The sequence below is a fragment of the Rhodococcus sp. 105337 genome (genome assembly GCF_012844225.1).
GTDB lineage: Bacteria > Actinomycetota > Actinomycetes > Mycobacteriales > Mycobacteriaceae > Rhodococcus.
Map to the genome: position 1 here is coordinate 167,775 of NZ_JABAGQ010000002.1, position 24,127 is coordinate 191,901.

Here is a 24,127-nt window from a genome sequence, read left to right on the forward strand (position 1 = left end):
AAATTCGCTCAGTTTTCGAGAGCCTCGATCGGGATGGCCGCGTTCTCGGTCCACAACTGCGCAACCGAGATGCCGACCCGGGCAAGAAGCGTGCGCACGAGGGGCAGTCCGATACCGACGACAGACGACGGATCGCCTTCGATGCTGTCGATGAACCAGCCGCCGAGACCGTCGAGGGTGAACGCTCCCGCCACCTCGAGCGGCTCTCCGCTCTCGAGGTAGGTCTCGAGTTCCTCTTCGGTCGGGGTGCCGAAATGGACAACGGTGCCGCTGTGGTCGGATGCCTCGGCAACGAGTTCACCGTCGTGGACCCGCAGCACGCTGTGTCCCGTGAGCAGTTCCGCGCTGCGACCCGCCATCATGTGCCAGCGTTCACGCGCCACATCGGTTGTACCGGGCTTGCCTTGCAGCACACCGTCGACGAGGAGCATCGAGTCGCAACCGATGACCACCGCGTCCTTGAGTCCGCTTTCCTCGAGGACCGGCAGGATCGCAGCGGCTTTCTCGCGAGCGAGTGCTGTGACGACGGCCGCCGGGGCCGTACCGGGCTCGAGTGCCGAGACGACGGCGTCCTCGTCCACACCGGAGACGTGGACGAGCGGCTTGACTCCGGCCGCGTGCAGCACCGACAGGCGGGCCGGGGAAGCCGACGCCAGCACCAAGCGCGGCACGTCAGAGCCGGTTCGGGTACGAGTACGGGGAGAACGGAGCCCGCTGGCGGTGCATGCGCGTCGGGTCGCCCCATGTCTCGGCCGGCGTGGTGTCTCCTGCGGGAGCCACGGACGCCGCAGCCGCCGCGAGCACGGAGACCAGGGCCGCGACCTCCTCGTCGGAGGGGTTGCCCTTGACGATGCGCAGAGCGACGGCCGGTTCTGCGGCAGGCTCCGGCGTTTCCGCCGGGGACTGCCGGCCGGCCGGTTCGGGAGCCTGCCCGTCGGTGGCTTCGCCGAGCGCGGCGTCGGTCGCTTCGTCGAACTCCGCGTCGGTGATGATCTTGTCCTCTGCCGTCGCGGTCACTGCGCGCCACCCGCGTGCGCTGCCGCGAACTGGGTCGCTGTCATGTGGGTCCTCTCGTTGAGGTCATCGCACGCCACCTGCGGCGTGCTACGCCGTTCGGGTCGTGGCGACGGGTGCGCGACCGCGTCCCGCCGGTGTCACCGGCGGGACGCGCACGCACTCCGTCGCGAACCGTCACAGGGGAATGTTTCCGTGCTTCTTCGGCGGGAGCGAAACCATCTTCCGCTCGAGCAGTCGCAGCGCGGAGACGATCTGCCCGCGAGTGTGCGACGGCGGGATGACCGCGTCGACATATCCGCGCTCGGCCGCGATGTACGGGTTGACGAGGGTGTCCTCGTATTCGTTCTGCAACTGCAGGCGCAACGCATCGACGTCCTCGCCGGCTGCGGCGGCGTCCTTGAGCTGCTTGCGGTAGACGAATCCCACGGCTCCGGATGCGCCCATCACGGCGATCTGCGCGGTCGGCCACGCGAGGTTGACGTCGGCGCCCATGTGCTTGGAGCCCATGACGTCGTACGCGCCGCCGTACGCCTTGCGGGTGATGACGGTGATCTTGCCGACCGTCGCCTCGCCGTACGCGTACAGCAGTTTCGCGCCGCGGCGAATAATGCCGTTGAACTCCTGCTCGGTGCCGGGCAGGAAGCCGGGGACGTCCACGAGCGTGATGATCGGGACGTTGAAGGCGTCGCACGTGCGCACGAAGCGGGCGGCCTTCTCGGAGGCGTCGATGTCCAGGCAGCCTGCGAACTGGGTCGGCTGGTTGGCGACGATGCCGACGCTGCGGCCGTCGATGCGGCCGAAGCCGATGATGATGTTCCGGGCGCGCTCCGCCTGGACCTCGAGGAACTCGTCGTCGTCGAGGAGACGGCGGATGACCTCGTGCATGTCGTACGGCTGGTTCGCCGAGTCGGGGATGATCGTGTCGAGCTCGAGGTCCTCGTCGGTGAGCGAATCCTCGATCGCGCCGTCGATCGGATCGGTCGGGGCGCTACGCGGGGCAGCAGCCTGGTTGTTGCTCGGCAGGTACGACAGCAGGTCGCGGACGTAGTCGAGCGCGTCCTGCTCACCCTCTGCGACGTAGTGCGCGACACCCGACTTGACCATGTGGGTGTGTGCGCCGCCGAGGTCTTCCATCGTGACGTCTTCGCCCGTGACGGTCTTGATGACGTCGGGGCCGGTGACGAACATCTGGCTGGTCTTGTCGACCATGACGACGAAGTCCGTCAGCGCGGGGGAGTACACGTGACCGCCCGCGGCGGGGCCCATGATGAGGGAGATCTGCGGGATGACGCCGGAGGCCTGCACGTTGCGGTGGAAGATCTCGCCGTACAGTCCGAGCGAGACGACACCTTCCTGGATGCGCGCGCCGGCACCTTCGTTGATACCGACCAGGGGACGACCGGTGCGGACCGCGAGATCCATGACCTTGACGATCTTCTCGCCGTAGACCTCACCGAGGCTGCCACCGAAGACCGTGGCGTCCTGAGAGAAGACGCAGACGTCGCGGCCGTCGATCGTGCCGTAGCCGGTGACGACACCGTCGCCGACGGGGCGGTTCTCGGCCAGGCCGAAGTTCGTGCTGCGATGGCGGGCGAGAGCATCGAGTTCGACGAACGAACCTTCGTCGAGCAACGCGGTGATGCGCTCGCGGGCGGTCAGCTTGCCCTTGGCGTGCACCTTCTCGATGGCGGCCTCACCGACGGGAGCCTGAGCCGTGGCCTGACGATTGCGCAGGTCGGCGAGCTTGCCGGCGGTGGTGTGAATATCGGGCGTACTCGCCGCCTCGGACGCGGAGGGCTCCTGGACAGTGGTCATGGGCAGTCAGCTTAGCGAGCGTCACATGCCTGTGCCGCGCCGGTCCCGGTTGTGTTGAATTATTGAACTGGACCTACCGGCGGGTAGGGAATTTCGACCCACCCTAGGCTGGGCGCATGGCCGGAAACCGCAAAACGCCAGATCTCGCTTCCCTGCGCGCACCCCTCGACGTGGCTCGTCTGCGCAGCGCCCTCACCTCGGCAGAGAGCGGCGCGTTCTACACCCGGCTCGACGTCGTGGACGAGACCGGCTCGACCAACGCGGACCTGCTCGCCGTGGCAGGAACGGGCGCCGACCGCCGCGCGCTGCTGGCGGAGTTCCAGAGCGGTGGACGCGGCCGGCACTCGCGTACCTGGAACGGTGTGCCGGGAGCCCAGGTCATCGTCTCGGTGCTCCTGCGCCTGCCCGGGTGCCCCCTGCGCGACCTCGGGTGGCTGCCGCTGATCGCCGGGATCGCCACCGTCGACGCCGTGCGCTCGGTCGGGGGGGTCCCGGCACAGCTCAAATGGCCGAACGACGTGCTGGTCGGCGGCCGGAAACTCGCGGGGATCCTCGTGGAGGTCGCGTCCACCTCACCCGAGCCGGTGGCCGTCGTCGGCGTCGGGGTCAACGTGACCCTCACGGCGGAGGAACTGCCCGTTCCGACCGCCACGTCGTTGTTGCTCGAGGACGCCGGCGATCTCGACCGGACGCTGCTCGCGGAGACGCTGCTGGCCGCGTTCGCCGACCGGATCCGTGCGTGGGCGCGCGCGGGCTGGAACACGGCGGGGCCCGCCGCTGCGTATCGCGAGCGCTGCGGCACGATCGGGCAGCAGGTACGGGCGGTGCTCCCGGGCGACACCGAACTACGCGGCCTCGCCGTGGACGTGGACGACCAGGGTCGTCTCGTGATCCGGCCCGACGGCGCCGGCGACACGGTGGCCGTGGCCGCGGGGGACATCACGCACCTGCGTCCCGCCTGACAACCACGCCGACGAGGCGGTCGGTCACCGGCATGTGCCATCGTGGGCGCCATGGGATATCCCGACGACGCGCTGGCACCAGGGGAAGAGCTGCTGCTCCACCGTCATCCGCACTGGAAGGCGTTGATCGTTCCGGCCGCAATCCTCCTCGTCGCGACGCCGCTCGCCGGCTTCCTGCTGGGCGTCGTCGCGGCTCGGCTCGACGGTGCCGCAGCGACCGTCCTGAGCGTGGCGGTCGTGCTGCTGTGGCTCGCGGTCGTGGTGTGGCGCTCCCTCGTTCCGCTCGTGAGCTGGCTCAGCACGCATTTCATCGTCACCGACCGGCGCGTGCTGGTTCGCACCGGTGTCCTCACGCACACGGGAATCGACATCCCCATGGGCCGGATCAGCAATGTCCAGTTCCGGCACGGCCTCGTCGACCGGATGCTCCGCACCGGAACCCTCGTGGTGGTCTCGGCTGCCGACGATCCGCTCGAGTTCGACGACATTCCCGAGGTGCGGCAGGTCCACGCCCTGCTCTACCAGCAGGCGTTCGACGCGCACGACCGCACGGCGGCGGAAAACCGCCCCGCGCGGCATCCGCACGAAGAGGACACCCACCGCAAAGCGTGGTAATCCCGACAACCGGGCCATCGATCCGTACGCTGAATTCCGTGACTGCCGTACTACTCGCCGAAGACGACGACGCCATCGCGGCACCGCTTTCGCGCGCGCTCGGCCGCGAGGGTTACGACGTGACAGTCGAACACAGCGGTCCGGTGGCACTCGAACGCGCACTCTCCGGCGACTACGACCTCCTCATCCTCGATCTGGGCCTACCCGGTATGGACGGTCTGGAAGTGTGCCGTCAGATCCGCGCGGACCGGTCCGAGCTGGCCGTCCTCATGCTCACCGCCCGGACCGACGAAGTCGACTTCGTCGTCGGGCTCGACGCGGGCGCCGACGACTACGTCGGCAAGCCGTTCCGGCTCGCCGAACTGATGGCGCGGGTCCGCGCATTGCTGCGGCGCCGGGGCTCGGGCGAGCAGGACGATATCGTCGACGTGTCGGGGATCCGGCTCGAACGAGCCGCCCGGCGGGTCCTCGTCGACGGGTCCGAGGTCGCACTCGCCAACAAGGAATACGAATTGCTGAGGGTCCTGCTCGAACACGCGGGGCAGGTGGTCTCGCGCGACATCATCCTCGAAGAGGTCTGGGGTGACACCGATCTCCGGGGGTCCAAGACCCTCGACATGCATATGTCGTGGCTGCGTCGCAAGATCGGCGACGAGGGACCCGCAGGTGAACGACGCATCGCGACGGTGCGCGGCGTCGGTTTCCGTTTGAATACCGACTAGCGGGCCCGCGCACGTGCGTAGTCGCATCCTCAATGCGGTGATGGCCACCGTTCTGCTCGTCGCCCTCCTGCTCGGTGTTCCGCTCGCCTATACGGCCTACCTCTTCGTGGAGGACACCGCACGGCGCGACCTACAGGACCGTCTCGGGCGGATGGCCGACGAGATCATCGCGCAGGAGGGCACCGGCGGCCTCGTGGTCGGCGGCCTCGACACCAGTTCCCTGCGCCTTCTCGTTCCCGCCGACGGCCGGGTCGTGGTGGTCTACCCCACCCCGGAGAACGTTGCGGCGCGCCTCGACATCGGGGCTCCCGTCGTGGAGTCCCCGATCGTGGAGTCGCTCTCGATGGGCACTTCGGGTTCGCTGCGCATCGAGGTTCCGTCGGAGAGCCTGCGCACCCTTCAGCAGCAGGTGCTCGCGGCCGTGACATTGCTCGTGCTGCTGTCCGTCGCCGTCGGCGCACTCGTAGCGGTGGCGACCGCCCGACGGCTCGCCGACCCCCTTCGGGACGCGGCACGTCGCGCGGCCCGGTTGGCCGAAGGTGATTTCCGGCCGGTCCCGCGGCGGCACGGAATTCCGGAACTCGATCGCGTGTCCGACGTGCTGGACGCCGCAGCCGTCGAGATCTCCAACCGCCTCCAGCGCGAGCACGGCCTGGTCGGCGACGTCTCCCACCAGTTGCGGTCGCGCATGACGGCGATCCGGCTGCGTCTCGACGAACTGTCCACCCACGACGACCCGGCGGTCGTCGAGGAGGCCGAGGCCGCGATGGCACAGGTGGACCGGCTGACCGCTGCGATCACCGATCTGGTCCGGCAGTCCCGTAACAGCGCCGCCGAACTCCGCACCGAGGTCTCGGTGGTGGGCGACCTCACCGGCGTGATCGCGGATTGGCGGGGCCCGTTCCAGGAGGCCGGCCGCGAACTGGTGCTGAGCGGCGATCCGTCGTTGCGCTCGTCGGTGACGGGATCGCGGTTGCGTGAAGCGGTCGCGGTGCTCGTCGACAACGCACTCGTCCACGGTGGCGGAACGTGCACGGTCTCGGTGCGCTACGTCGCCACGCGCGGTGATTCGACGGTGTGCGTCGAGGTCAGCGACGAAGGCGAGGGAGTGTCCGACGACCTGGTACCGCATATCTTCGACCGCGGCTTCTCCGGTGGCGGCTCGACCGGACTGGGTCTGGCACTGGCACGGGCGCTGGTCGAAGCGGACGGCGGGCGTCTCGAACTGCAACGTCGCAGACCCGCTCTGTTCGCGTTGTTCCTCGGTGCGAGCAAAGATCACGCAGTGCCGGAGAGCCGACTCCGGGAACCGAGATGATCCGGCCGGCCTGCCGCGCTCTGGATCGGATCAGCTCCGCGGCTCGTCGGTGAGTTCACCGGGCACGCTGTCGGGGGTCATCTCCTCGGGGAAGACGAACCGCCGGAAGCAGTAGAAACGGAACATCATCTGCAGCAGGTTGCCGATGATGTACGCGCTGACGAAGTCCGCGATGTTCTCGACCGTGAGGCTCACCTCGGGAACCCGCAGGTTGAACACGTAACTCGAGATGTACAGCGGGATGAAGGACAGGACCACCCCGATCCCGCTCACGAAGAAGAACAGGAACGCCTCGTGCGCACGCTCGCGGCCACCGCGATTCTTGAAGGACCATTCGCGGTTGAGGACGTACGAGCAGAGCACCGCGATCACACCGGCGATGATCTTGGCCGTGACGGGCTTTTCCGACAGAACCGTGAGCTTGAGGGTGTAGAAGATCGTGGAGTCGATGACGAACGTGGTGCCGCCCACGATCGCGAACTTGATGAGCTCGCGATGACGAACCAACAAGTCCCGAAGGGGCTGCGGAACTCTGTTCAGGGTTTCATCAACGAATGACACTCGGAGAAGTCTACGAAACGTTTGCGTGAATTCACGAACCTTGCGAGAAACTATCAGCCACGCCACAGGTTCGTATCGTGCGCGACGGCCGGGCGGCGCACACCCTTCCACGAGCGCCGCACGATGCCCGCGACGTGCGGTGACACCGCTGCGAGGCACCCGCGACGGCCTGTGACAACATGGTTACCCGTGACCGGCAGATCCGATTCGTCTCCTCGATCCGACACCCCACGTGCGCTCACCGGCGGTATGCCGGTCGTCACCATGATCGGTGGGGGCCAGCTCGCCCGGATGACCCACCAGGCCGCAATCGCGCTCGGCCAGACGCTGCGCGTCCTCTCCGGCAGCGCGGACGACCCCGCGGCGCAGGTCAGCCCGGATGTCGTGCTGGGGAGCCACAACGATCTCGACGCGCTCCGCCGCGCCGCCACCGGCGCACACGCACTGACCTTCGATCACGAGGGCGTGCCCACCGAGCACCTCGAGGTGCTGCAGCGCGAAGGCGTGAACGTCCTGCCGCCGCCCCAGGCACTGATCTTCGCGCAGGACAAGATCGCGATGCGGAACCGGCTCGGCGCCCTCGGCGCACCCATGCCGAAGTTTGCCGAGATCACCTCCGTCGACGATGCGATCGCCGCACTCGACACCCTGGGCCGGCCCTACGTGCTCAAGGCGGCACGTGGCGGATACGACGGGCGCGGCGTGTGGATCCTCGACGACCGCGCCGAACTCGAGCGTGTCGTCGCCGAGCAACTCGCCGCCGGTGTGCCGCTCCTCGCGGAAGAGAAGATCGAGTGGACGCGCGAGCTGTCCGCGATGGTCGCCCGTTCCCCGTTCGGGCAGGGCGCATCGTGGCCCGTGGTGGAAACCGTCCAGCGCGACGGGCAGTGCGCCGTCGTCATCGCGCCCGCACCGGACCTCCCCGCCGACGTCGCGGCCGCAGCCGAACAACTCGCCCTGCGCATCGCCGGTGAACTGGGCGTGGTGGGAGTCATGGCGGTCGAGCTCTTCGAGACCCGGTCCGGCGAGTTGATCGTCAACGAACTCGCGATGCGTCCGCACAACTCCGGCCACTGGGGTATGGACGGCGCACGCACCGGCCAATTCGAACAGCACCTGCGCGCGGTGCTCGACTACCCGCTCGGCGACACGACTCCGCTCGCCCCGGTGACGGTGATGGCGAACGTTCTCGGCGCTGCCGAAGCTCCCGAGATGAGCATGGACGAGCGCCTGCACCACCTGTTCGCCCGGATGCCCGACGCGCGGGTGCACCTGTACGGGAAGGGTGAGCGCAAGGACCGGAAGATCGGGCACGTCAATGTGCTCGGCGATCCGAGCGGGTCGATCGACGACCCCGCATACGTCGCCGCGGTGCGGGAGCGCGCCGAACGCGCGGCGCACTGGCTCTCGCACGCGGTCTGGACCGATGGTTGGAACGAACACACGGGAGACAACGGTGAGTGACGTGTCGCAGGGTGCGCAGGTCGGCCTGATCATGGGCAGCGACTCCGACTGGCCGACGATGGAGGCCGCCGCCGAGGCGCTCGCCGAGTTCGGAATCCGCTTCGAGGTGGGCGTCATCTCCGCGCACCGCACACCGCAACGGATGCTCGACTATGCCGCGAACGCGGCGGGCCGGGGAATCAAGGTGATCATCGCCGGAGCCGGTGGCGCCGCGCACCTGCCGGGCATGGTCGCGTCGGCGACGCCGCTGCCGGTGATCGGTGTGCCGGTCCCGCTCAAGTATCTCGACGGCATGGACTCGCTGCTGTCCATCGTCCAGATGCCCGCCGGAGTGCCCGTGGCAACCGTGTCCATCGGTGGCGCGCGCAACGCGGGCCTGCTGGCGGCGCGGATCCTCGGCGCGTCCGATCCGGCGCTGCGCGAGCAGATGGAGCGGTTCCAAGCGGGTCTCGAGAAGATGGTGCTCGAGAAGGACGACGCGCTGCGGCGCACGCTCCTCGGCTGACAGACCGCCGCCGTGCAGACGACGTCGCTGGTGGAACGATGGAACCGGTGGTCCCGGGCGCACGTCGGAACGGTCGACGCCGTCCTCGCGGGACCGATCGTGTTGTTCGCGGTGGCCGCTGCGCTTGCCGTCGACGAGAGCTCACCGGCGGTCGTCGTCGTGGCTCTCGCTCTGTCCGTCCCGCTCGTCTGGCGGCGCATGTATCCGGTGGCCGCGGGCGGAATCGTCGCTGTCGCCTCGTACGCGCATCTCGCGTTCCTGCCGGAACTCGGGCCCGGGACCGCGATCGCGGTTCCCGTCGCGGTGTACTCGCTTGCGGCCTACGCCCCGCGCTGGGCCGCGAACGTCGCTCTCGTCGCCGCGGTGGCGGGAGGCGCGGGTGCCGGGGCGCGGTATCTGTCCCCGCCGGGCAGCCGACCGTTCGACGTCGCGGTCATGGCGGTGCTGGTCGCCGTGTTCCTCGGCGGGATCTGGGCGTTCGGGCGAGTTCGGGGCCTGCGGTTGCGGGAGGTGACGTCGCTGACCGAACGGAACCGGCTGCTCGAACTCGAACGGCTCAAGGAAGCGGAACTCGCCGCCACCCAGGAACGCACCCGGATCGCGCGGGAGATGCACGATATCGTCGCGCATTCGCTCACCGCGATCATCGCGCAGGCGGACGGCGGACGGTATGCCGCCGCGCAGCACCCGGAGACAGCCACGGAGGTGCTCGCCACCATTTCCGAGACGGGCCGCGGCGCACTGACGGATATGCGGTCGCTGCTGTCGGTGTTGCGCGAGGACTCGCCACGGGAGTTCACCACGACACCCGGCCTCGGCGATCTCGGCGCCCTGATCGACCGGATGGGCGACAGCGGTCTCGACGTGACGTTCACCGAGACCGGAACGCCCCGCGAGGTCTCCGACGGGCTCGGCCTGTCCGTGTACCGCATCGTGCAGGAGTCGCTGACGAACGTTCTCAAGCACGCCGGACCGAGCGCACACGCCGAGGTGACCCTGGACTGGCGCCCGGACCGCCTCGTCGTGGAGACCGTCGACGACGGGCGGGGTGCGGCCGCGCTGGTGGAGGCGCGGCCGGGAGGCCAGGGCCTCACCGGCATCGACGAGCGGGCACGGTTGCACGGCGGCACCGCCGTGTCGGGGCCGCGCGCGCGAGACGGCGGTGGGTACCGTGTTCGCGTCACGGTCCCTGCCTAGGCTGACGGACGTGTCCGATCCCGAAGTTCCGATCCGCGTCGCGCTCGTCGACGACCAGCAACTCGTCCGCGCGGGTTTCCGCATGGTCCTCGAATCGCAGCCAGACATCGACGTGGTGGCGGAGGCGTCCGACGGAGCAGCGGCCGTGGCCGAACTCGCGCGTGTGCACGCCGATGTCGTCCTGATGGACGTGCAGATGCCGCGGGTCGACGGGATATCCGCGACCCGGATGCTGCTGGCGGAACCGGACGCGCCCAAGGTCGTGGTGCTGACGACCTTCGACAACGACGAGTATGTCGTGCAGGCCATTGCCGCCGGAGCCAGCGGATTCCTTCTCAAGGATGCGCCGCCCGAGGATCTGCTCGACGCGGTACGGACGGTGTACCGGGGAGACGCGATCATGGCGCCGCGCGCGACGCGGCGACTGCTCCGGCACATTTCACCGATGCTCGGAGCGTCCGCGCATCCGCCCGCCGCGCAGGTGGACGTGCCCGCCGAGTTGACGCCGCGTGAACTCGAAGTCCTGGTGGCGATGGCGCACGGGCTGACCAACGGCGAGATCGCGCAGCGGTTCGTGTTGTCGGAGGCGACCGTGAAAACCCATGTGGGCCGGGTGCTGGCGAAGACCGGTTCCCGCGACCGGGTGCAGGCGGTGTTGTTCGCGTTCCGGTCCGGTCTGGTGCGCCCCGACGAACTGCTCGGCGCGGGCGAGTAGGCCCACGGTCGGACCGGGACACGGCGATGTGTCCTACCGTGGGATGACACGGCCCCACGAGGATCGCTCCGCGCTCCGATGTGCCTCGGCCGCCGGATTTCTACGGTCGAACCATGACAAAACCTGGTTCTTTCCTGCCGGCGTGTTCGGCGCACGACGTCGTGCGTGTCTACGGTCGCGGCGACGCCGAAGTGCGCGCCCTCGACGGGGTGACCGTCGCCTTCGAACGCGGCCGGTTCACCGCGATCATGGGGCCGTCCGGCTCCGGAAAATCCACGCTCATGCACGCACTCGCCGGCTTGGACGGAATCGACGCGGGCCGCGTGGTTCTGCACGGAGACGCGCGGCGGAGCGACATCGACATCAGCTCCGCGTCCGACGCGGTCCTGACCGGATTACGACGCGACCGCATCGGGTTCGTGTTCCAGGCGTTCAATCTGCTGCCGGTGCTCACCGCCCGCGACAACGTGCTGCTGCCGATGCGTTTGGCCGGAACGCGTCCGGCCCCCGAGTGGTTCGACGAAGTGATCGGCCGGCTCGGTCTCACCGAGCGCCTGGACCACTTCCCGCACGAGATGTCGGGTGGGCAACAGCAGCGGGTCGCGGTCGCGCGCGCACTGCTGGCGCGACCGGACGTCATCTTCGCCGACGAACCCACCGGCAACCTCGACTCGCACTCCGGCGCCGAGGTGCTCTCGCTGCTGCGGTCCAGCGTGCGCGAAACCGGTCAGACCGTCGTCATGGTCACGCACGACCCGGTCGCCGCATCGTATTCCGACCGGGTCGTCCTGCTGTCGGACGGCCGGCTCGCCGGCGAAATCCGTGAGCCCACAGCAGATTCCGTGCTCGAAACGATGCGCGATCTGAGCGCGGGCCCGGTGTCGGTCGGATGAGACATCTCGTTCTCGCTCAGGCACGGGCACACCGCGGCCGATACGTCGCGTCGGCACTCGCAGTGGTCGTCGCGGTCGCCTTCGTCGTCGCGACGCTCGTTCTCGGCAGCACCGTCGACTCCGCGATCACCACGTCGACAGCGGCGCAGTACGACGGTGCCGCCGCCGTCATCACCGAGTCCGACTCCGACCTCGACCCCGACGGGGTTCTCACCGCGATCTCGGCTGTGCCGGGCGTGGAAGCCTCCGCCCTCGATGTGACGGGCCCGATAAAGGTCGCCGGAACCGATGGGTACAGCACCGCATCGACGGTGTCGGGCGACGTGTCGTTGCGGTGGCAGCGACTCGCCGACGGGCGCTGGCCGTCCGGCCCCGGCGAGGTGACGGTGGGCTCGTCGTCGCGCCACGCGATCGGTGATTCCCTGGCGATCACCGATATCGACGGGAAACCTGCGGCCGGCGACGTCACGGTGGTCGGTACGGTCGACCTTGCGGGGTCACCCCTCGCGCTGGATTCGCGCCTCGTGTTCGGCGACGTCGCGCAGGTCCGGGCCTGGGCGGGGGAGTACACCGAGTGGGAGATCAGGGTCGCGGGCCGGGGCGGGTCCGCGCTCACCGACGTACTCGCCGCCGCAGTTCCCGGCGCGCAGGTCACCACAGGTGCCGACCGGGCGACCGCGGTAGCGGGAAGCTATGTCGGCGACATCGGGGTACTCCGCAACGTGCTGCTGTGTTTCGCTGCCATCGCGGTCGTGGTCGCCGGATTGGTCATCTCCAACACCTTCGCGGTCCTGCTCGCGGCCCGGACGCGCGAGTTCGCGCTCATGCGCTGTGTGGGCGTCACATCCGCGCAGGTGCGACGCAGCGTACGTGCCGAATCCGTGATCGTCGGCTTCGTTTCGGCGGTCTTCGGCGTGCTCGCCGGATGTGGTCTCGCTGCCGCGGTCGTCGCGGTCGCCCGCGCCGCGGACGTGCCGATCCCGCTCACCTCGATCGCGGTGACCCCCGGCGCGATCGGCCTCGGTCTGCTCCTGGGCACCGTGGTCACCGTGATCGCCGCGAACGGCCCGGCCAGGGCTGCGACACGCGTGTCCGCACTGGCTGCGATGCATCCGCTCGAGACCCAGCCGGAACCGGTGCGGGACACGTGGGTGCGCAGGGTGTGCGCACTGCTGGCGATTGCCGGCGGTGCGGCACTGCTCGGGATCGGAGCGGCGGTGGGCAACGTCCTGATGGCGTGCCCCGGTGGGCTGATGCTGTTCGTCGGCGTCATCTTGGCGTCCCGCCGGATCGTGCCGGCCCTGGTGGGGGCGGTAGGACAAGTGCTGGCCCGGTTCGGTGGCCCCGTGGCCGCGCTCGCCGCCGGCAATGCCCGCCGCAATCCCCGTCGTACCGCGTCGACCGCGACCGCGCTGTTCATCGGCGTGACCCTGACCTCCACGATCGTGGTGGGCATCGGCACGCTCAAGGCCGGCGCACCCGCCTTGATCGACGAGAACTTTACCGTCGACGTCGCGGTGATGTCGGTTCCGGACGCATCCGACGGTGCCGTGGACCGGTTCACCGCACTCGACGGTCTCCGCGCGGGAACCGCGGTCGCGAATACGACCGTCGGGGTCGGGGAGACCGAATTCTTCGTCACCGGGGTGGATCCGGACTCTGCCGCACAGACACTGCGGGACGACGTTCGGTTGCCGCAGCCGGGAACGATCGCCCTCGAACCGGCGCTGGCCGAGACGCTGGGAGTCCGTGAGGGCGAGGCGGTCACCGTGCGTGGCGACACCGGGTCGCGCGAACTCACGGTCGTGACGGCGGGCCCCGGTGCGCCCGACCTGATCACGCTCGCCGACCTGCAGGCCATCGATTCCGAGACTGCCGACACCGTCTGGTTGCGGCTGGACGACGGTCTGACCGACGACCGGCTCGTCGCGGTCTCGGACGACATCGCGCGGGTGGCGGCCGACATCTCACCCGGCAGCGAGGTGGTGGGCGCGGTGGCGAACCGCCAGATGCTCGAGAAGGTGCTCGACACGATGTTGCTGGTCGTCGGGGGTCTGCTGTCGATCGCGATTCTCATCGCACTGATCGGCGTCGGAAACACGATGGCTCTGTCCGTGATCGAACGGCGTCGCGAGACCGGGATGCTGCGCGCGCTGGGCCTGTCCCGGTCCGGGGTGCGCAGTCTGCTGGTGCGGGAAGGCGTGATCATCGCCGGCGTCGCGTCGGTGCTCGGGGTCGCTCTGGGCCTGCTGCTCGGCACGGCCGGGACCGCGTCCGTGATCGGCGCCGGCTACGTCACGCCGGGCGCCGTCCCGTGGGCGCAGCTCGTCGCAATCGTCGTGGCGGGAAGTGTCGCGGGTGTGGTGGCCTCACTGATCCCGGCGTACCGCGCGGGCCGGACCAGCCCCGTGGCGGCGCTGACCGGCTGACGGTCTCTGCGCGGCGCCGCCGTCGTCCGTGACGGCGGCGCCGGATCGCTAGGCTCGGAACCGTGCCCCCCGAACGCAGGGTTCCGAGCCGAGCGGTCCGCGCATCGCGCGGTGTGCCGTCCGCGCGTGTCGCCACCGTGGCTGCATTGCTCTGGGCCAGGTTGTGGGGCGCCGCAGTGACCTTCGACGACGAGTGCGGCATCTACGTGTGCGCCGGTATGCGGGGCGGCTTCGCGCGCGGAGGGACGACAGTCGGCGGCGCGTTTCTCACCCGCGCCCAGCCGACCCGGCGGTTGCTGCGTCACGAGGCCGTCCACGCCGATCAGTGGGCACGATACGGTCTCGGGTTCGCCGTGCGGTATTGGTGGGAAGAGATCCGAAATCCAGGTTCTCGCAACCGGTTCGAGATCGAAGCAGGGCTGGAGGACGGTGGCTACCGGAAGATCACCCGTCCAGGCGCACGGTGACCTTCTCGCTCACGACGCGCCGTTCCTCGGCGGCCGGGTCGGGACGGGAGACCTGCACGAGCGACGCGCCTGCCGTCAGCACGGCGAGCAGGCCGCCGATCAGCGCGTCGGGCGTCTCCCAGGTCCGTGACGAGAGCACCCGGTCCGCGGCGGTGATCCCCGCGCTCTGTGCGGCGTCGCGCGCGGCGGCGAGTACGTCGCCGGCGGAGCGCCCGTCGAGCACCGAGCCACCGTCGCCCGCCGAGCGGAACTGGTCGCCGTGCACCCGGACGTTCGTCGCGTAGTCGGTGACACCGGGCGGCAGATCCGCGACGGGCGCACCGAAGGCGTCCAGCGAGAGCGCGGCCACCTCCGGAACCTGTTCGACGTCGGCGAGACGATCGGGCGTCACGAGAGCCACTTCCACGTCGTCGGAAGGCTCGAGGACGACTTCGGCGCCCGCCCACCACGTGCCGAGAAGCACAGCGGCAGTCTGCCAGTGCGCCGGAAGCAGGACCGCCACCTGCGCGCCGGGCAGCACACCGAACTCGTCACGCAGAAGGTTCGCCGTCTTCGCCGCCCAGTTGGCCAGCGTGACCGCCGACAGTTCGATCCGGGCTCCGGTCGCGTCGTCGTACCAGGTGATCCGCGGACCCGCCGGATCGGTGGTGAGGATCGGTTCGAGCAGGGTGTCGGTCAGTGTGGTCACATCTACCTCGTTCGTCGGGCGGTGGTTGGTTCGCGTGTCGATCGCGGGCGGTGCGGGGCCGGCGGTGCGGTCAGTTGACGCAGCGCGGGCCCTCCGACCCTGCGTCGATCGGAGGCGCGGCCGGGGCAGGTGTGGCGGTGCCGTCCGCGGGGGTCAGGCCGGACGAACTCGAGGTGGTGGTCGACTCCGAACCGGCGAAGGTCGAGGTGCCGGGACCGCTGTAGTCACCGGCGAGCACCACTCGCACCGTTCCCTCGGGCAGCGTCGGATCCGTCGCCGTGTCGAGCCCTCCGAGCGCAGCGGCCACCGCGCGCGTCTCGTCGGACTCCTCGTCGGCGCCGTACACGGTCGACGACGAGACCGCCGAGCCGGTGTAGTTGCCCACCTCGCCCTCGACGTACCCCTCGGACGAGAGCTCGGCCGAGACCACCGACGCGAGGCCGGCCACGTCGCCGGCGTTCGTGACGTCGACGGTCACTGTCGACGGCTCGATGTCCGGTGCCGGTGTGGCGGACGTGGTCCTGTCGTCGTCGGGCGCCCGATCGTCGGAGGTGCGTCCGACCAGACCCGCCACGAAGTCTCGTACCTCGTCGGGGTCGACCTGCACCACGGATTCGCCGTAGTCGGTCATCGCGTTGATGTCCTCCACGGGGATCGTCGAGAACGTCACGTCGCCTCCGGCGAGGCCTTGCAATTGGGTCGCCAGATCCATGATGTCCCAATCGGAGTCGAGCACGACCGACCGCTGCACAGCTGCCGTGAGCTGATTCACCTTCGACGGGTTGCTCAGGGTCTTGGCGCTGAGCACCTTCTGCGCGAGCGACGCCATGAACACCTGCTGGCGAACGATCCGATCGAGATCCCCGCGGGGCAGACCGTGTCGTTGCCGCACGAAGCTGAGCGCGTCGGGGCCTTCGAGCGTCTGTTGTCCGGCATCGAACCGTGCGCCGGAGAGAGGCTCGTCGACGGGAGCGTTGAGGCACACCTCCACACCGCCCACCGCGTCGGTCAACAGCACGAAGCCCAGCAAGCCGACTTCGGCGTAATGGTCGACGGTGACGCCGGTCAGGTCGCCCACGGACTCGATGAGCGCTTCCCGGCCCGCCTTCGTCGACTCGGTCTCTGCCTCGGCGGCGTCGGAGCCGGACTCCACCAGTTCCAGCCGTGTCGTTTCCTTCGTTGCGCCGTAGGCGGCGTTGATCTTCGACATGCCGATGCCGGGAACATCGACGTAGGTGTCGCGCGGGATGGACAGCGCGGTCGCGGAACGCCCGTCGTTCGGCACCCGGATCATGATGATGGTGTCGGTGTTGTTGGCGACCTCTTCGCCGGCGCGCAACGCGTCGAGTTCGCGCTGCGACAGCGGGTTGCCGTGCGCATCGGTGCGGCTGTCGGTGCCGACCAGCAGAATGTCGACCGCACCGTCCTCCCCGCCGCCGAGGCCGAGACCGCCGATCGATGCGAGCGACGACCGCAGCGAGTCGATGCGCTGCCAGGCGATGCCGGTGACCACGAGTGCGAGAGCCGCGGCGACCGCCGCGATCATCTGCAAGGGCCGTCCGGTGAAGACGCGGGGTGCCGCGGCGACCGCGGGGCGACCGGGATCGTCGCTCCGGCGGGGCCGGCGCGGTCGTCTGCCCGTGGCGGCGGCCGACCCGGGACCGTCGGCGATCGGTGTTCCTGCCGCGCGAGAGCGGCGGCCGCCCGTCGGGCGTCGCCCGCCGGTACGGCGGCGGGGCGGCTCTGGCGGCACCTGGTCCTCCTGTCGGGTGGATCGCTTCTGTCGTGTCGAGCACTGCTGTTGTATCGCGCACTGCTGTTGTATCGCGCACTGCTGTCGTGTCGAGCACTGCTGGGCAGGCTGATGTCGGGTGTCCGGACTTCCCCTGAAGGCTACTGGGGCGGGTGCTCCAGGGGCACGCACCACTCCGGCGTGCCAGACTTCACAGCGTGTCCACCCTCCTCGTCACCGGTTCCCACGGACAGCTGGGCCGTGCGCTCCTCGCCCGGGCTGCCGCATCCGGGATACCCGTTCGAGGCGTCGGTTCCACAGAGATGGACATCACCGATCCGGTAGCCACCGCCGCGACGATCGAGCCGGGTGCGGTGGTGATCAATTGCGCCGCGTACACCGCGGTCGACGCAGCGGAAAGCGACGAGGCCCGCGCGGCAGCCGTCAACGGAACGGGGCCCGGGGTGCTCGCCGCGACCTGTGCGGACAAAGGTGCCCACCTGATCCACGTTTCCACCGATTACGTGTTCGCGGGCGACGCGACCGAGCCGTACCGCACGGACGCCGCGACCGGCCCGCGCACCGCGTACGGACGGACGAAACTGGCCGGCGAGCGCGCGGTGCTGGGCACGTTGCCGTCGGCGCATGTCGTGCGCACCGCATGGGTGTACACGGGAGACGGCACGGATTTCGTGGCCACCATGCGGCGGCTCGAGCGTGAGCGGGACACCGTGCGGGTCGTCGACGACCAGCGTGGATCGCCGACCTATTCGCACGACCTCGCCGACGGACTGCTCGAGCTCGCCGCTCGGACGGATCTGCCCGGCGGCGTGCTGCATGCCACCAACGGCGGCGACGCCACCTGGTTCGACCTCGCGCAGGCCGTGTTCGCGGAGGTCGGCGCAGATCCGGTACGGGTGCAGCCGTGCGGGAGCGACGAGTTCGTGCGGCCCGCCCCGCGCCCGGCGTATTCGGTGCTCGACGGCGGGGGGTGGGCACGTGCCGGTCTCACGCCCTTGCGACCGTGGCGAGACGCGCTGCACGCGGCCATCGGATCGGTGGACACGCGCAGATGACCTGCGAGTGCGCAGCCTGTGTTTCACCGCACACCGAGAGGGTCGCTATGGTTGCCCGCGTGGATTCGACGCTGGCCGTGGTGACGGTGACGTACTCGCCCGGCGAGCACCTCGAGAACTTTCTGACTTCGCTCGCCGGAGCGACCGAGCGCCCGACGCGGGTGATCATGGCCGACAACGGGTCGACCGACGGTACGCCGGAGGCAGCTGCGGTCGCGCATCCGAACGTGGAGCTCCTGCGCACCGGCGGCAACATCGGTTACGGCGGCGCGGTCAACCGTGCCGTTGCCGAGATCGAGTCGTCGGTCGAGTTCGTGGTGGTCGCCAACCCGGACGTGCGATGGGAACCGGGGTCGCTCGACGCGCTGATCGAGGCGGCCGGCCGGTGGCCGCGAGCCGGCTCGCTCGGCCCGCTGATCCACGAGCCCGACGGAAGCATCTACCCGTCCGCTCGTTCGGTCCCGACCCTCGCATCCGGTGCCGGGCACGCGCTCCTCGGAACGGTGTGGCCCGCGAATCCGTGGACCCAGCGGTACCGCCAGGAGAACGAGGAGATCAGCGAACGGTCCGTCGGCTGGCTGTCCGGATCGTGCCTGCTGCTGCGCCGATCCGCATTCGACGCCATCGGCGGATTCGACTCGCGCTACTTCATGTACATGGAAGACGTCGACCTGGGCGACCGGCTGGGCCGCGCCGGGTGGCTCAACGTGTTCGTTCCGTCCGCGCACGTGACCCACGCCAAGGGCCACGCCGCCGGGCGACATCCCGAACTCATGCTTCCCGCACACCACGAGAGCGCGTACCGGTTCCAGGCCGACCGTCATCCGCACAGGTGGCAGGCGCCGCTGAGATGGGCACTGCGGGGCGGACTGCTCGTGCGATCGAAGCTTGCGGTCGCGGCCGCGGTGCGTGAGCGCGCCAGGGCAAGCGCCGAGCCGGACGTTCAATCCGGCAACGACACGAAACAGGGGAGACCATGACCAGTGCTGCAGCATCGCATACCGATGCGGTGATCCTGGTGGGCGGCAAGGGCACGCGGCTGCGACCGCTGACGTTGTCGGCACCGAAGCCCATGCTGCCGACCGCCGGGGTGCCGTTCCTGGTCCACCTTCTTGCACGGATCCGCGAGGCGGGGATCAAGCACGTGGTGCTCGGCACGTCGTTCAAGGCAGAGGTCTTCGAGGAGCACTTCGCCGACGGCTCGGACTTCGGCCTCGAGATCGAGTACGTGACCGAAACCGAGCCTCTCGGTACCGGAGGCGGTATCCGCAACGTGCTGCCCAAGCTGCGCGGCGACCACGTGATGGTGTTCAACGGCGACGTGCTCGGAGGCACCGATCTCGGCGCTGTGCTCGACACCCACGTGCGCAACGAAGCGGACGTGACGATGCATCTGGTGCGCGTCGGCGATCCGCGTGCCTTCGGGTGCGTGCCGACAGACGCCGACGGACGGGTGACGGCGTTCCTCGAGAAGACACAGGATCCGCCGACCGACCAGATCAACGCGGGCTGCTACGTCTTTCGGCGGGAGATCATCGAACAGATCCCGGAGGGCCGGCCGGTGTCGGTCGAGCGGGAGGTCTTCCCGACCTTGCTCACCGAGGGCAAACGCGTCTACGGCCACGTCGATGCCGCCTACTGGCGCGACATGGGGACGCCGGAGGACTTCGTGCGCGGTTCCGCCGACCTGGTCCGTGGAATTGCGCCGTCGCCCGCGCTGGACGGGCCCCGCGGCGAGTCGCTGGTGCACCCGAGTGCCTCGGTCGGTCCGGGCGCGCTGCTGATCGGCGGCACGGTCGTGGGGCGCGGAGCGGAGATCGGCGCCGGCGCGCGCCTCGACGGTGCGGTGATCTTCGACGGCGCCCGGATCGAGGCCGGGGCGGTGATCGAGCGGACCATCATCGGATTCGGTGTGCGCGTGGGTCCACGGGCGTTGATCCGGGACGGCGTGATCGGCGACGGCGCCGACATCGGAGCCCGGTGTGAATTGTTGCGCGGTGCGCGGGTGTGGCCGGGGGTGCAGCTCCCGGACGGGGGCATCCGGTTCAGCACGGATGTGTGAGAGGTTTCAGTGGGATTCGAACGTTATGTGGCATTGGGTGATTCGTTCACCGAGGGTGTAGGCGACCCGGATGCGTCCCGGCCCAACGGGTTACGCGGCTGGGCCGATCTCGTTGCGGAGCAGCTTGCGCTCGCGAGCGACGACTTCGCCTACGCCAATCTCGCGATCCGGGGGCGGTTGCTGCGTCCGATCATCGACGAGCAGGTCGACATCGCGGTGGCGATGAAGCCCGATCTGGTCACCATCTACGCCGGTGGCAACAATCTGATGCGGCCCAAGGTCCACTTCGACGATCTCGCCGCCGATTACGACGAAGCGATCGGCCGACTGGCCGCCACCGGCGCCCGGGTGCTGATGTGGACCGCGTACGACGGCAGCTGGGCGCCGGTGTTCGGCGCGCTGCGCGGACGCTGGGCCGTGTACAACGAACTGATCCGGGAGATCGCCGACCGGCACGACGCGACCATCGTCGACTTCTGGCGCTTCTCCGAATACCGCGATCTCCGGATGTGGGACCCCGACCGGTTGCATCTGTCACCGGCGGGCCATCACAACATGGCGCTCCGGGTACTCGATATCCTCGGCGTCTCCCACAGCCTGCCGCTCGTCCGGCTCGACGCGCCGGTGCCTCTGACGCCGACGGCGCAGCGCGCCGACGATCGCCGGTGGATGCGAGAATTCCTGTTCCCCTGGGTGGGGCGCCGGCTGCGCGGGCTCTCTTCCGGTGACGGAGTGACGCCGAAGTACCCGTCGCTCACCCCGATCGGGGTCTGACCCGCGAGTTCGTCAGCGTCGCGCGGACGCGAGCCGCACGAGGTGGTCGATCGTGTCGCGCTCGGCGCCGGGCGGAAGTGCGTCGACGGGCCACCACCGCAGATCGGTCGACTCGTGGCTGCGTACCGGTTCGGCGCCGGCGGGTGCCGTCACCAGGAACCGCAGGTCCAGGTGGCGGGTGGGAACGCCGAGCGAGCACGTGATCGGATGCGTGTGCGCCGAGAGCAGTTCGGGGTCGATCGTCAGACCTGCGATCCCGGATTCCTCGGTGGCTTCCCGCAGCGCTGCGTCGACCACGGTCTCGTCGGACTCCTCGCAGTGCCCCCCGAGCTGGATCCACCGGCCCACCCGCGGATGCAGTGTGAGGAGCACGTTCCGGTGGTCGGCGTCGATTACCAGCGACGACGCGGTGATGTGCCCGGGCACGTGCGCACGCAGGCATCCGTCCGGTGCGGAGTCGAGAAACGCGAGCATCGTGTGCCGCAACGAATCCGCGTCGGCGGAGTCGGGATGCCACGCGGTGAGGCGATCGACCGCGGACCAGTGCAGGGAACGTGACGACATCGCTACAGCTCCACGAAGGCGGGTCCGGGATCGGCGGGCTCCCGGGGCGACGGGTCGTCGAGGGGATATCCCACGGCGACAGCCCCGAGCGGTGACCAATCGGCCGGCAGCCCGAGTTCGTCGCGGACGACCTGGGGCGCGAAGATCGTCGAACCGATCCAGCAACTGCCGAGCCCGCGGGTCGCGAGGGCGACGAGAAGGCCCTGCACCGCGGCGCCCGCAGCGACGGTGAACATCGTCGCCTCGGCGGCGGTGCGTTCCGCGTCGGGATAGTGGTGGGCGCCGTCCGGAACCCAGAAGGGGACGACGATTTCGGGGGCGTCGTAGAGGATCGAGCCCCGCGAGAGCCGGCGCTCGATCGCGACCGGATCGAGACCGTCGCGTTCGAGGTCGGCGGCCCACTGCTCACGCATGCTGTCGAGCAGGCGTTGCCGGACCTGCTCGGTGCGTACCCAGACGAATCGCACCGGGCGAGTGTGGTGAGGCGCGGGTGCGGTGAGCGCGTCCGCGACGGCTTCGCGAAGATCCTCGGGATCGACAGGTTCCGAGGCGAATTCGCGCACCGAGCGACGCAACAGCAATGCTTCGCGGCGTCCGCGTTCGAGGGCTTCGGCGGTGCCGAGCCAGAACAGGTCCTCGTCGCCGCTGCGGATGAGTGCGCGTGCGTCGGATCCGTCGTCGGGCAGATCGAGTCCGCGGACCACCGCGACGGGCACGCCGCCGAGCTTGCCCTTGACGAGATCGCCTGCCGCGGCGATCTCGTCGGCGACGGCCACCGCCGTCACGAGCAGTTCGTTGCCCTGGGCGTCGCGCGAGCCGGCGTATTCGTGCAGTACCGGCAGACCGGCGGAACCGATCGCGGCGTCGGTCTGGCCGTTGCGCCAGGCGCGGCCCATGGTGTCGGTGACAACGACCGCGACGGTGACGCCGAGCAACGCGGAGAGACGGTCGCGCAGCGCGGCCGCGCTCGCGTCGGGATCTTCGGGCAGGAGCGCGAGTTCGGCGCCGTCGACGTTGGAGCCGTCGATCCCCGACGCGGCCTGCACGATGCCCAGCCGGTTCTCGGTGATGAGGGTCCGGCCCTTGCGGGCGAGCACACGTACTGCCTCCTGGTCGACCAGGCGGCGCCGCAGGGCATCGCGGGCGTCGGGATCGGTGGGCGCGGAGACGATCCGGCCTTCGACCTTGGAGATCACCTTGCTCGTGACGACGACGACGTCGCCGGTCGTCAGCCAGGGCGCCGCGGCGGCGATCGCGGCGGCGAGGTCGTCGCCGGGGCGGAATTCGGGGAGCCCGGGCACGGGCAGGATTTCGAGGGGCCCGCCGGGGGCGTGGTCACGCACCGAGGCGTGGGGCGCGGCGTCGGGGGACATCACAGGGTTACTCCAGCGAGTTCCAGAGCGGCGCGGGCCATATCGGCGGTCGCGTCGGGGTCGGTCATGAGCAGGGGGACGGAGCGGACCTCCACGCCCGGAACGTCGGCGCTGTCCGTGTCGTGCACGAGCCAGCCGTCGAGGATGCCCGTACCGTTGCGGCCGCCGTAGTAGCGGCCGACCGCTTCGGCCGTGGTGTCGACGCCGATGACGTCGAGGCACGCGTCGGCCATGCCGCGCAGCGGTTTGCCGCCGACGACGGGGGAGAGGCCGACGACTTTCGCGTTCGTCGTGCGCAGCGCGCCGCGCACACCCGGGATCGCGAGGATCGCACCGATGCTCACCACGGGGTTGGACGGTGCCAGCACTACCGCGTCGGCGTTCTCGATGGCGTCGAGGACTCCGGGGGCGGGCTTCGCCTCGTCGGCGCCGATATGCGCGAAACTGTGCGTCGGGACCCGAGCGCGGTGGCGGACCCACCACTCTTCGAAGTGGATCGCGCGCTGGAGGCCGTCGGCGGGATCGGTGATGACCACGTGGGTTTCGCTGCGGTCGTCGGACACCGGCAGAAGGGTGACGCCGGGCTTCCACCGGGCGCACAGTGCCTCGGTGACCGCCGAGAGCGGGTATCCGGTGCGCAGCATCTGGGTGCGGATGAGGTGGGTCGCGATGTCGCGGTCGCCGAGACCGAACCAGTCGGGAACGGCACCGTACGCGGCGAGTTCTTCCTTCGCGTTCCAGGTTTCGTCCACACGGCCCCAGCCGCGCTCCTCGTCGATTCCGCCGCCGAGGGTGTACATGCAGGTGTCGAGATCGGGGCAGATCCTCAGCCCGTGCATCCACACGTCGTCACCGACGTTGACGATGGCGGTGATCCGGTGGGGTGCGTCCGGATTCGTGTCGGCGCCGGGCGAGATGCCGAGAAGTTGGCGCAGACCTGTGAGAAAACGCGCCCCACCGACACCCCCGACCAATACAGTCACATTCACGGGGCAAGCCTAGGCGGTGCGCGCCGTACCCGGTTCAGCGACGTCCGAAACCGGAAGTGGCAAAGTCGTCGATAGTAAGCGACGGTTATCCCACAGCTTGACCGCGACACGCCCGACGTGTCTAATCACATACGTGTCATTCCGAGTTTTCGGATCGAGATCGATTGCGGGGACCCGCTTTCGAACGAA

Annotated in this window: 24 protein-coding genes; 15 read left to right on the forward strand and 9 right to left on the reverse strand. The window is 69.5% G+C overall.

Annotated features, from left to right (window positions below; translation table 11 throughout):
- Nucleotides 1-8: 8 nt before the first annotated feature.
- From HF886_RS04495 to HF886_RS04505, 3 genes are all read right to left on the reverse strand, one after another.
- On the reverse strand, nt 9-671 hold the full coding sequence (locus HF886_RS04495; RefSeq protein ID WP_169619828.1) for a Maf family nucleotide pyrophosphatase: 663 nt from the start codon (nt 669-671) through the stop codon (nt 9-11).
- Between the two features lies 1 nt (nt 672).
- Nucleotides 673-1,017 (reverse strand): acyl-CoA carboxylase epsilon subunit, encoded by a 345-nt coding sequence (locus HF886_RS21370; protein ID WP_169619827.1) that lies wholly within the window; start codon nt 1,015-1,017, stop codon nt 673-675.
- A gap of 174 nt (nt 1,018-1,191) precedes the next feature.
- Nucleotides 1,192-2,832, reverse strand: coding sequence for an acyl-CoA carboxylase subunit beta (locus HF886_RS04505; RefSeq protein WP_169619826.1), 1,641 nt, complete (start codon nt 2,830-2,832; stop codon nt 1,192-1,194).
- A gap of 116 nt (nt 2,833-2,948) precedes the next feature.
- Here HF886_RS04505 and HF886_RS04510 point away from each other — a divergent pair, with 116 nt between their 5' ends.
- Genes HF886_RS04510 through HF886_RS04525 form a run of 4 tightly spaced genes read left to right on the forward strand, consistent with a single transcriptional unit; the run spans nt 2,949 to nt 6,449 of the window.
- Nucleotides 2,949-3,794, forward strand: a complete 846-nt coding sequence (locus tag HF886_RS04510; protein ID WP_169651673.1) for a biotin--[acetyl-CoA-carboxylase] ligase — start codon at nt 2,949-2,951, stop codon at nt 3,792-3,794.
- A 51-nt stretch (nt 3,795-3,845) separates the two neighbouring features.
- A complete protein-coding gene (locus tag HF886_RS04515) occupies nt 3,846-4,409 on the forward strand; it encodes a PH domain-containing protein (protein ID WP_169619824.1) in 564 nt (187 codons plus the stop codon).
- A 38-nt stretch (nt 4,410-4,447) separates the two neighbouring features.
- Nucleotides 4,448-5,131, forward strand: a complete 684-nt coding sequence (locus HF886_RS04520; RefSeq protein ID WP_169619823.1) for a response regulator transcription factor — start codon at nt 4,448-4,450, stop codon at nt 5,129-5,131.
- 13 nt (nt 5,132-5,144) lie between these two features.
- The gene (locus HF886_RS04525; protein WP_169619822.1) at nt 5,145-6,449 is read left to right on the forward strand and encodes a HAMP domain-containing sensor histidine kinase; all 1,305 of its coding nucleotides are present in this window, start codon (nt 5,145-5,147) and stop codon (nt 6,447-6,449) included.
- Between the two features lie 30 nt (nt 6,450-6,479).
- Here HF886_RS04525 and HF886_RS04530 read toward each other — a convergent pair whose 3' ends face one another.
- Nucleotides 6,480-7,010: a GtrA family protein gene (locus HF886_RS04530; protein ID WP_169619821.1), complete on the reverse strand. Its 531-nt coding sequence runs from the start codon at nt 7,008-7,010 to the stop codon at nt 6,480-6,482.
- Between the two features lie 189 nt (nt 7,011-7,199).
- Here HF886_RS04530 and HF886_RS04535 point away from each other — a divergent pair, with 189 nt between their 5' ends.
- From HF886_RS04535 to HF886_RS04565, 7 genes are all read left to right on the forward strand, one after another.
- Complete coding sequence (locus HF886_RS04535; RefSeq protein ID WP_169651674.1) at nt 7,200-8,474, forward strand: 5-(carboxyamino)imidazole ribonucleotide synthase; 1,275 nt, start codon at nt 7,200-7,202, stop codon at nt 8,472-8,474.
- Nucleotides 8,437-8,979 carry a 5-(carboxyamino)imidazole ribonucleotide mutase gene (purE, locus tag HF886_RS04540; protein ID WP_072699464.1) on the forward strand — a complete coding sequence of 181 codons (543 nt, stop codon included), beginning with the start codon at nt 8,437-8,439 and terminating at the stop codon, nt 8,977-8,979. The genes HF886_RS04535 and purE overlap by 38 nt, the downstream gene beginning before the upstream one ends.
- 12 nt (nt 8,980-8,991) lie before the next feature.
- On the forward strand, nt 8,992-10,176 hold the full coding sequence (locus tag HF886_RS04545) for a sensor histidine kinase (RefSeq protein ID WP_169619819.1): 1,185 nt from the start codon (nt 8,992-8,994) through the stop codon (nt 10,174-10,176).
- 10 nt (nt 10,177-10,186) lie between these two features.
- Nucleotides 10,187-10,891: a response regulator transcription factor gene (locus HF886_RS04550; protein WP_169619818.1), complete on the forward strand. Its 705-nt coding sequence runs from the start codon at nt 10,187-10,189 to the stop codon at nt 10,889-10,891.
- Between the two features lie 113 nt (nt 10,892-11,004).
- Nucleotides 11,005-11,784, forward strand: a complete 780-nt coding sequence (locus HF886_RS04555; RefSeq protein WP_169651675.1) for an ABC transporter ATP-binding protein — start codon at nt 11,005-11,007, stop codon at nt 11,782-11,784.
- Nucleotides 11,781-14,213 carry an ABC transporter permease gene (locus tag HF886_RS04560; protein WP_169651676.1) on the forward strand — a complete coding sequence of 811 codons (2,433 nt, stop codon included), beginning with the start codon at nt 11,781-11,783 and terminating at the stop codon, nt 14,211-14,213. The genes HF886_RS04555 and HF886_RS04560 overlap by 4 nt, the downstream gene beginning before the upstream one ends.
- Nucleotides 14,214-14,275: 62 nt before the next feature.
- Complete coding sequence (locus HF886_RS04565; protein ID WP_169619815.1) at nt 14,276-14,680, forward strand: hypothetical protein; 405 nt, start codon at nt 14,276-14,278, stop codon at nt 14,678-14,680.
- On the opposite strand, the gene HF886_RS04570 is transcribed toward HF886_RS04565, so the two are convergent.
- Together HF886_RS04570 and HF886_RS04575 are read right to left on the reverse strand one after the other, a co-directional pair.
- Nucleotides 14,658-15,368 carry a TIGR03089 family protein gene (locus HF886_RS04570; RefSeq protein ID WP_169619814.1) on the reverse strand — a complete coding sequence of 237 codons (711 nt, stop codon included), beginning with the start codon at nt 15,366-15,368 and terminating at the stop codon, nt 14,658-14,660. The genes HF886_RS04565 and HF886_RS04570 overlap by 23 nt on opposite strands.
- A 70-nt stretch (nt 15,369-15,438) precedes the next feature.
- The gene (locus HF886_RS04575) at nt 15,439-16,914 is read right to left on the reverse strand and encodes an LCP family protein (protein WP_169651820.1); all 1,476 of its coding nucleotides are present in this window, start codon (nt 16,912-16,914) and stop codon (nt 15,439-15,441) included.
- Nucleotides 16,915-17,318: 404 nt separating this feature from the next.
- Between HF886_RS04575 and rfbD the strand changes: the two genes are divergently transcribed.
- Genes rfbD through HF886_RS04595 form a run of 4 tightly spaced genes read left to right on the forward strand, consistent with a single transcriptional unit; the run spans nt 17,319 to nt 21,012 of the window.
- A complete protein-coding gene (gene rfbD, locus HF886_RS04580) occupies nt 17,319-18,176 on the forward strand; it encodes a dTDP-4-dehydrorhamnose reductase (protein WP_169619813.1) in 858 nt (285 codons plus the stop codon).
- 59 nt (nt 18,177-18,235) lie between these two features.
- Entirely contained in the window at nt 18,236-19,156 is a 921-nt protein-coding gene (locus HF886_RS04585) for a glycosyltransferase family 2 protein (protein ID WP_169619812.1), read from the forward strand.
- Nucleotides 19,153-20,238, forward strand: a complete 1,086-nt coding sequence (locus HF886_RS04590; RefSeq protein WP_169619811.1) for an NDP-sugar synthase — start codon at nt 19,153-19,155, stop codon at nt 20,236-20,238. The genes HF886_RS04585 and HF886_RS04590 overlap by 4 nt, the downstream gene beginning before the upstream one ends.
- A 9-nt stretch (nt 20,239-20,247) precedes the next feature.
- Nucleotides 20,248-21,012, forward strand: a complete 765-nt coding sequence (locus tag HF886_RS04595; RefSeq protein ID WP_169651677.1) for an SGNH/GDSL hydrolase family protein — start codon at nt 20,248-20,250, stop codon at nt 21,010-21,012.
- A gap of 12 nt (nt 21,013-21,024) precedes the next feature.
- Here HF886_RS04595 and HF886_RS04600 read toward each other — a convergent pair whose 3' ends face one another.
- The 3 genes from HF886_RS04600 to cofD are packed head-to-tail and all read right to left on the reverse strand — an operon-like array spanning nt 21,025 to nt 23,938.
- Complete coding sequence (locus HF886_RS04600; RefSeq protein WP_169651678.1) at nt 21,025-21,576, reverse strand: NUDIX domain-containing protein; 552 nt, start codon at nt 21,574-21,576, stop codon at nt 21,025-21,027.
- A gap of 2 nt (nt 21,577-21,578) precedes the next feature.
- The gene (locus HF886_RS04605) at nt 21,579-22,949 is read right to left on the reverse strand and encodes a coenzyme F420-0:L-glutamate ligase (protein WP_169651821.1); all 1,371 of its coding nucleotides are present in this window, start codon (nt 22,947-22,949) and stop codon (nt 21,579-21,581) included.
- Nucleotides 22,949-23,938: a 2-phospho-L-lactate transferase gene (gene cofD, locus HF886_RS04610; protein WP_169651679.1), complete on the reverse strand. Its 990-nt coding sequence runs from the start codon at nt 23,936-23,938 to the stop codon at nt 22,949-22,951. Before cofD ends, HF886_RS04605 begins: the two co-directional genes overlap by 1 nt.
- Nucleotides 23,939-24,127: the final 189 nt, after the last annotated feature.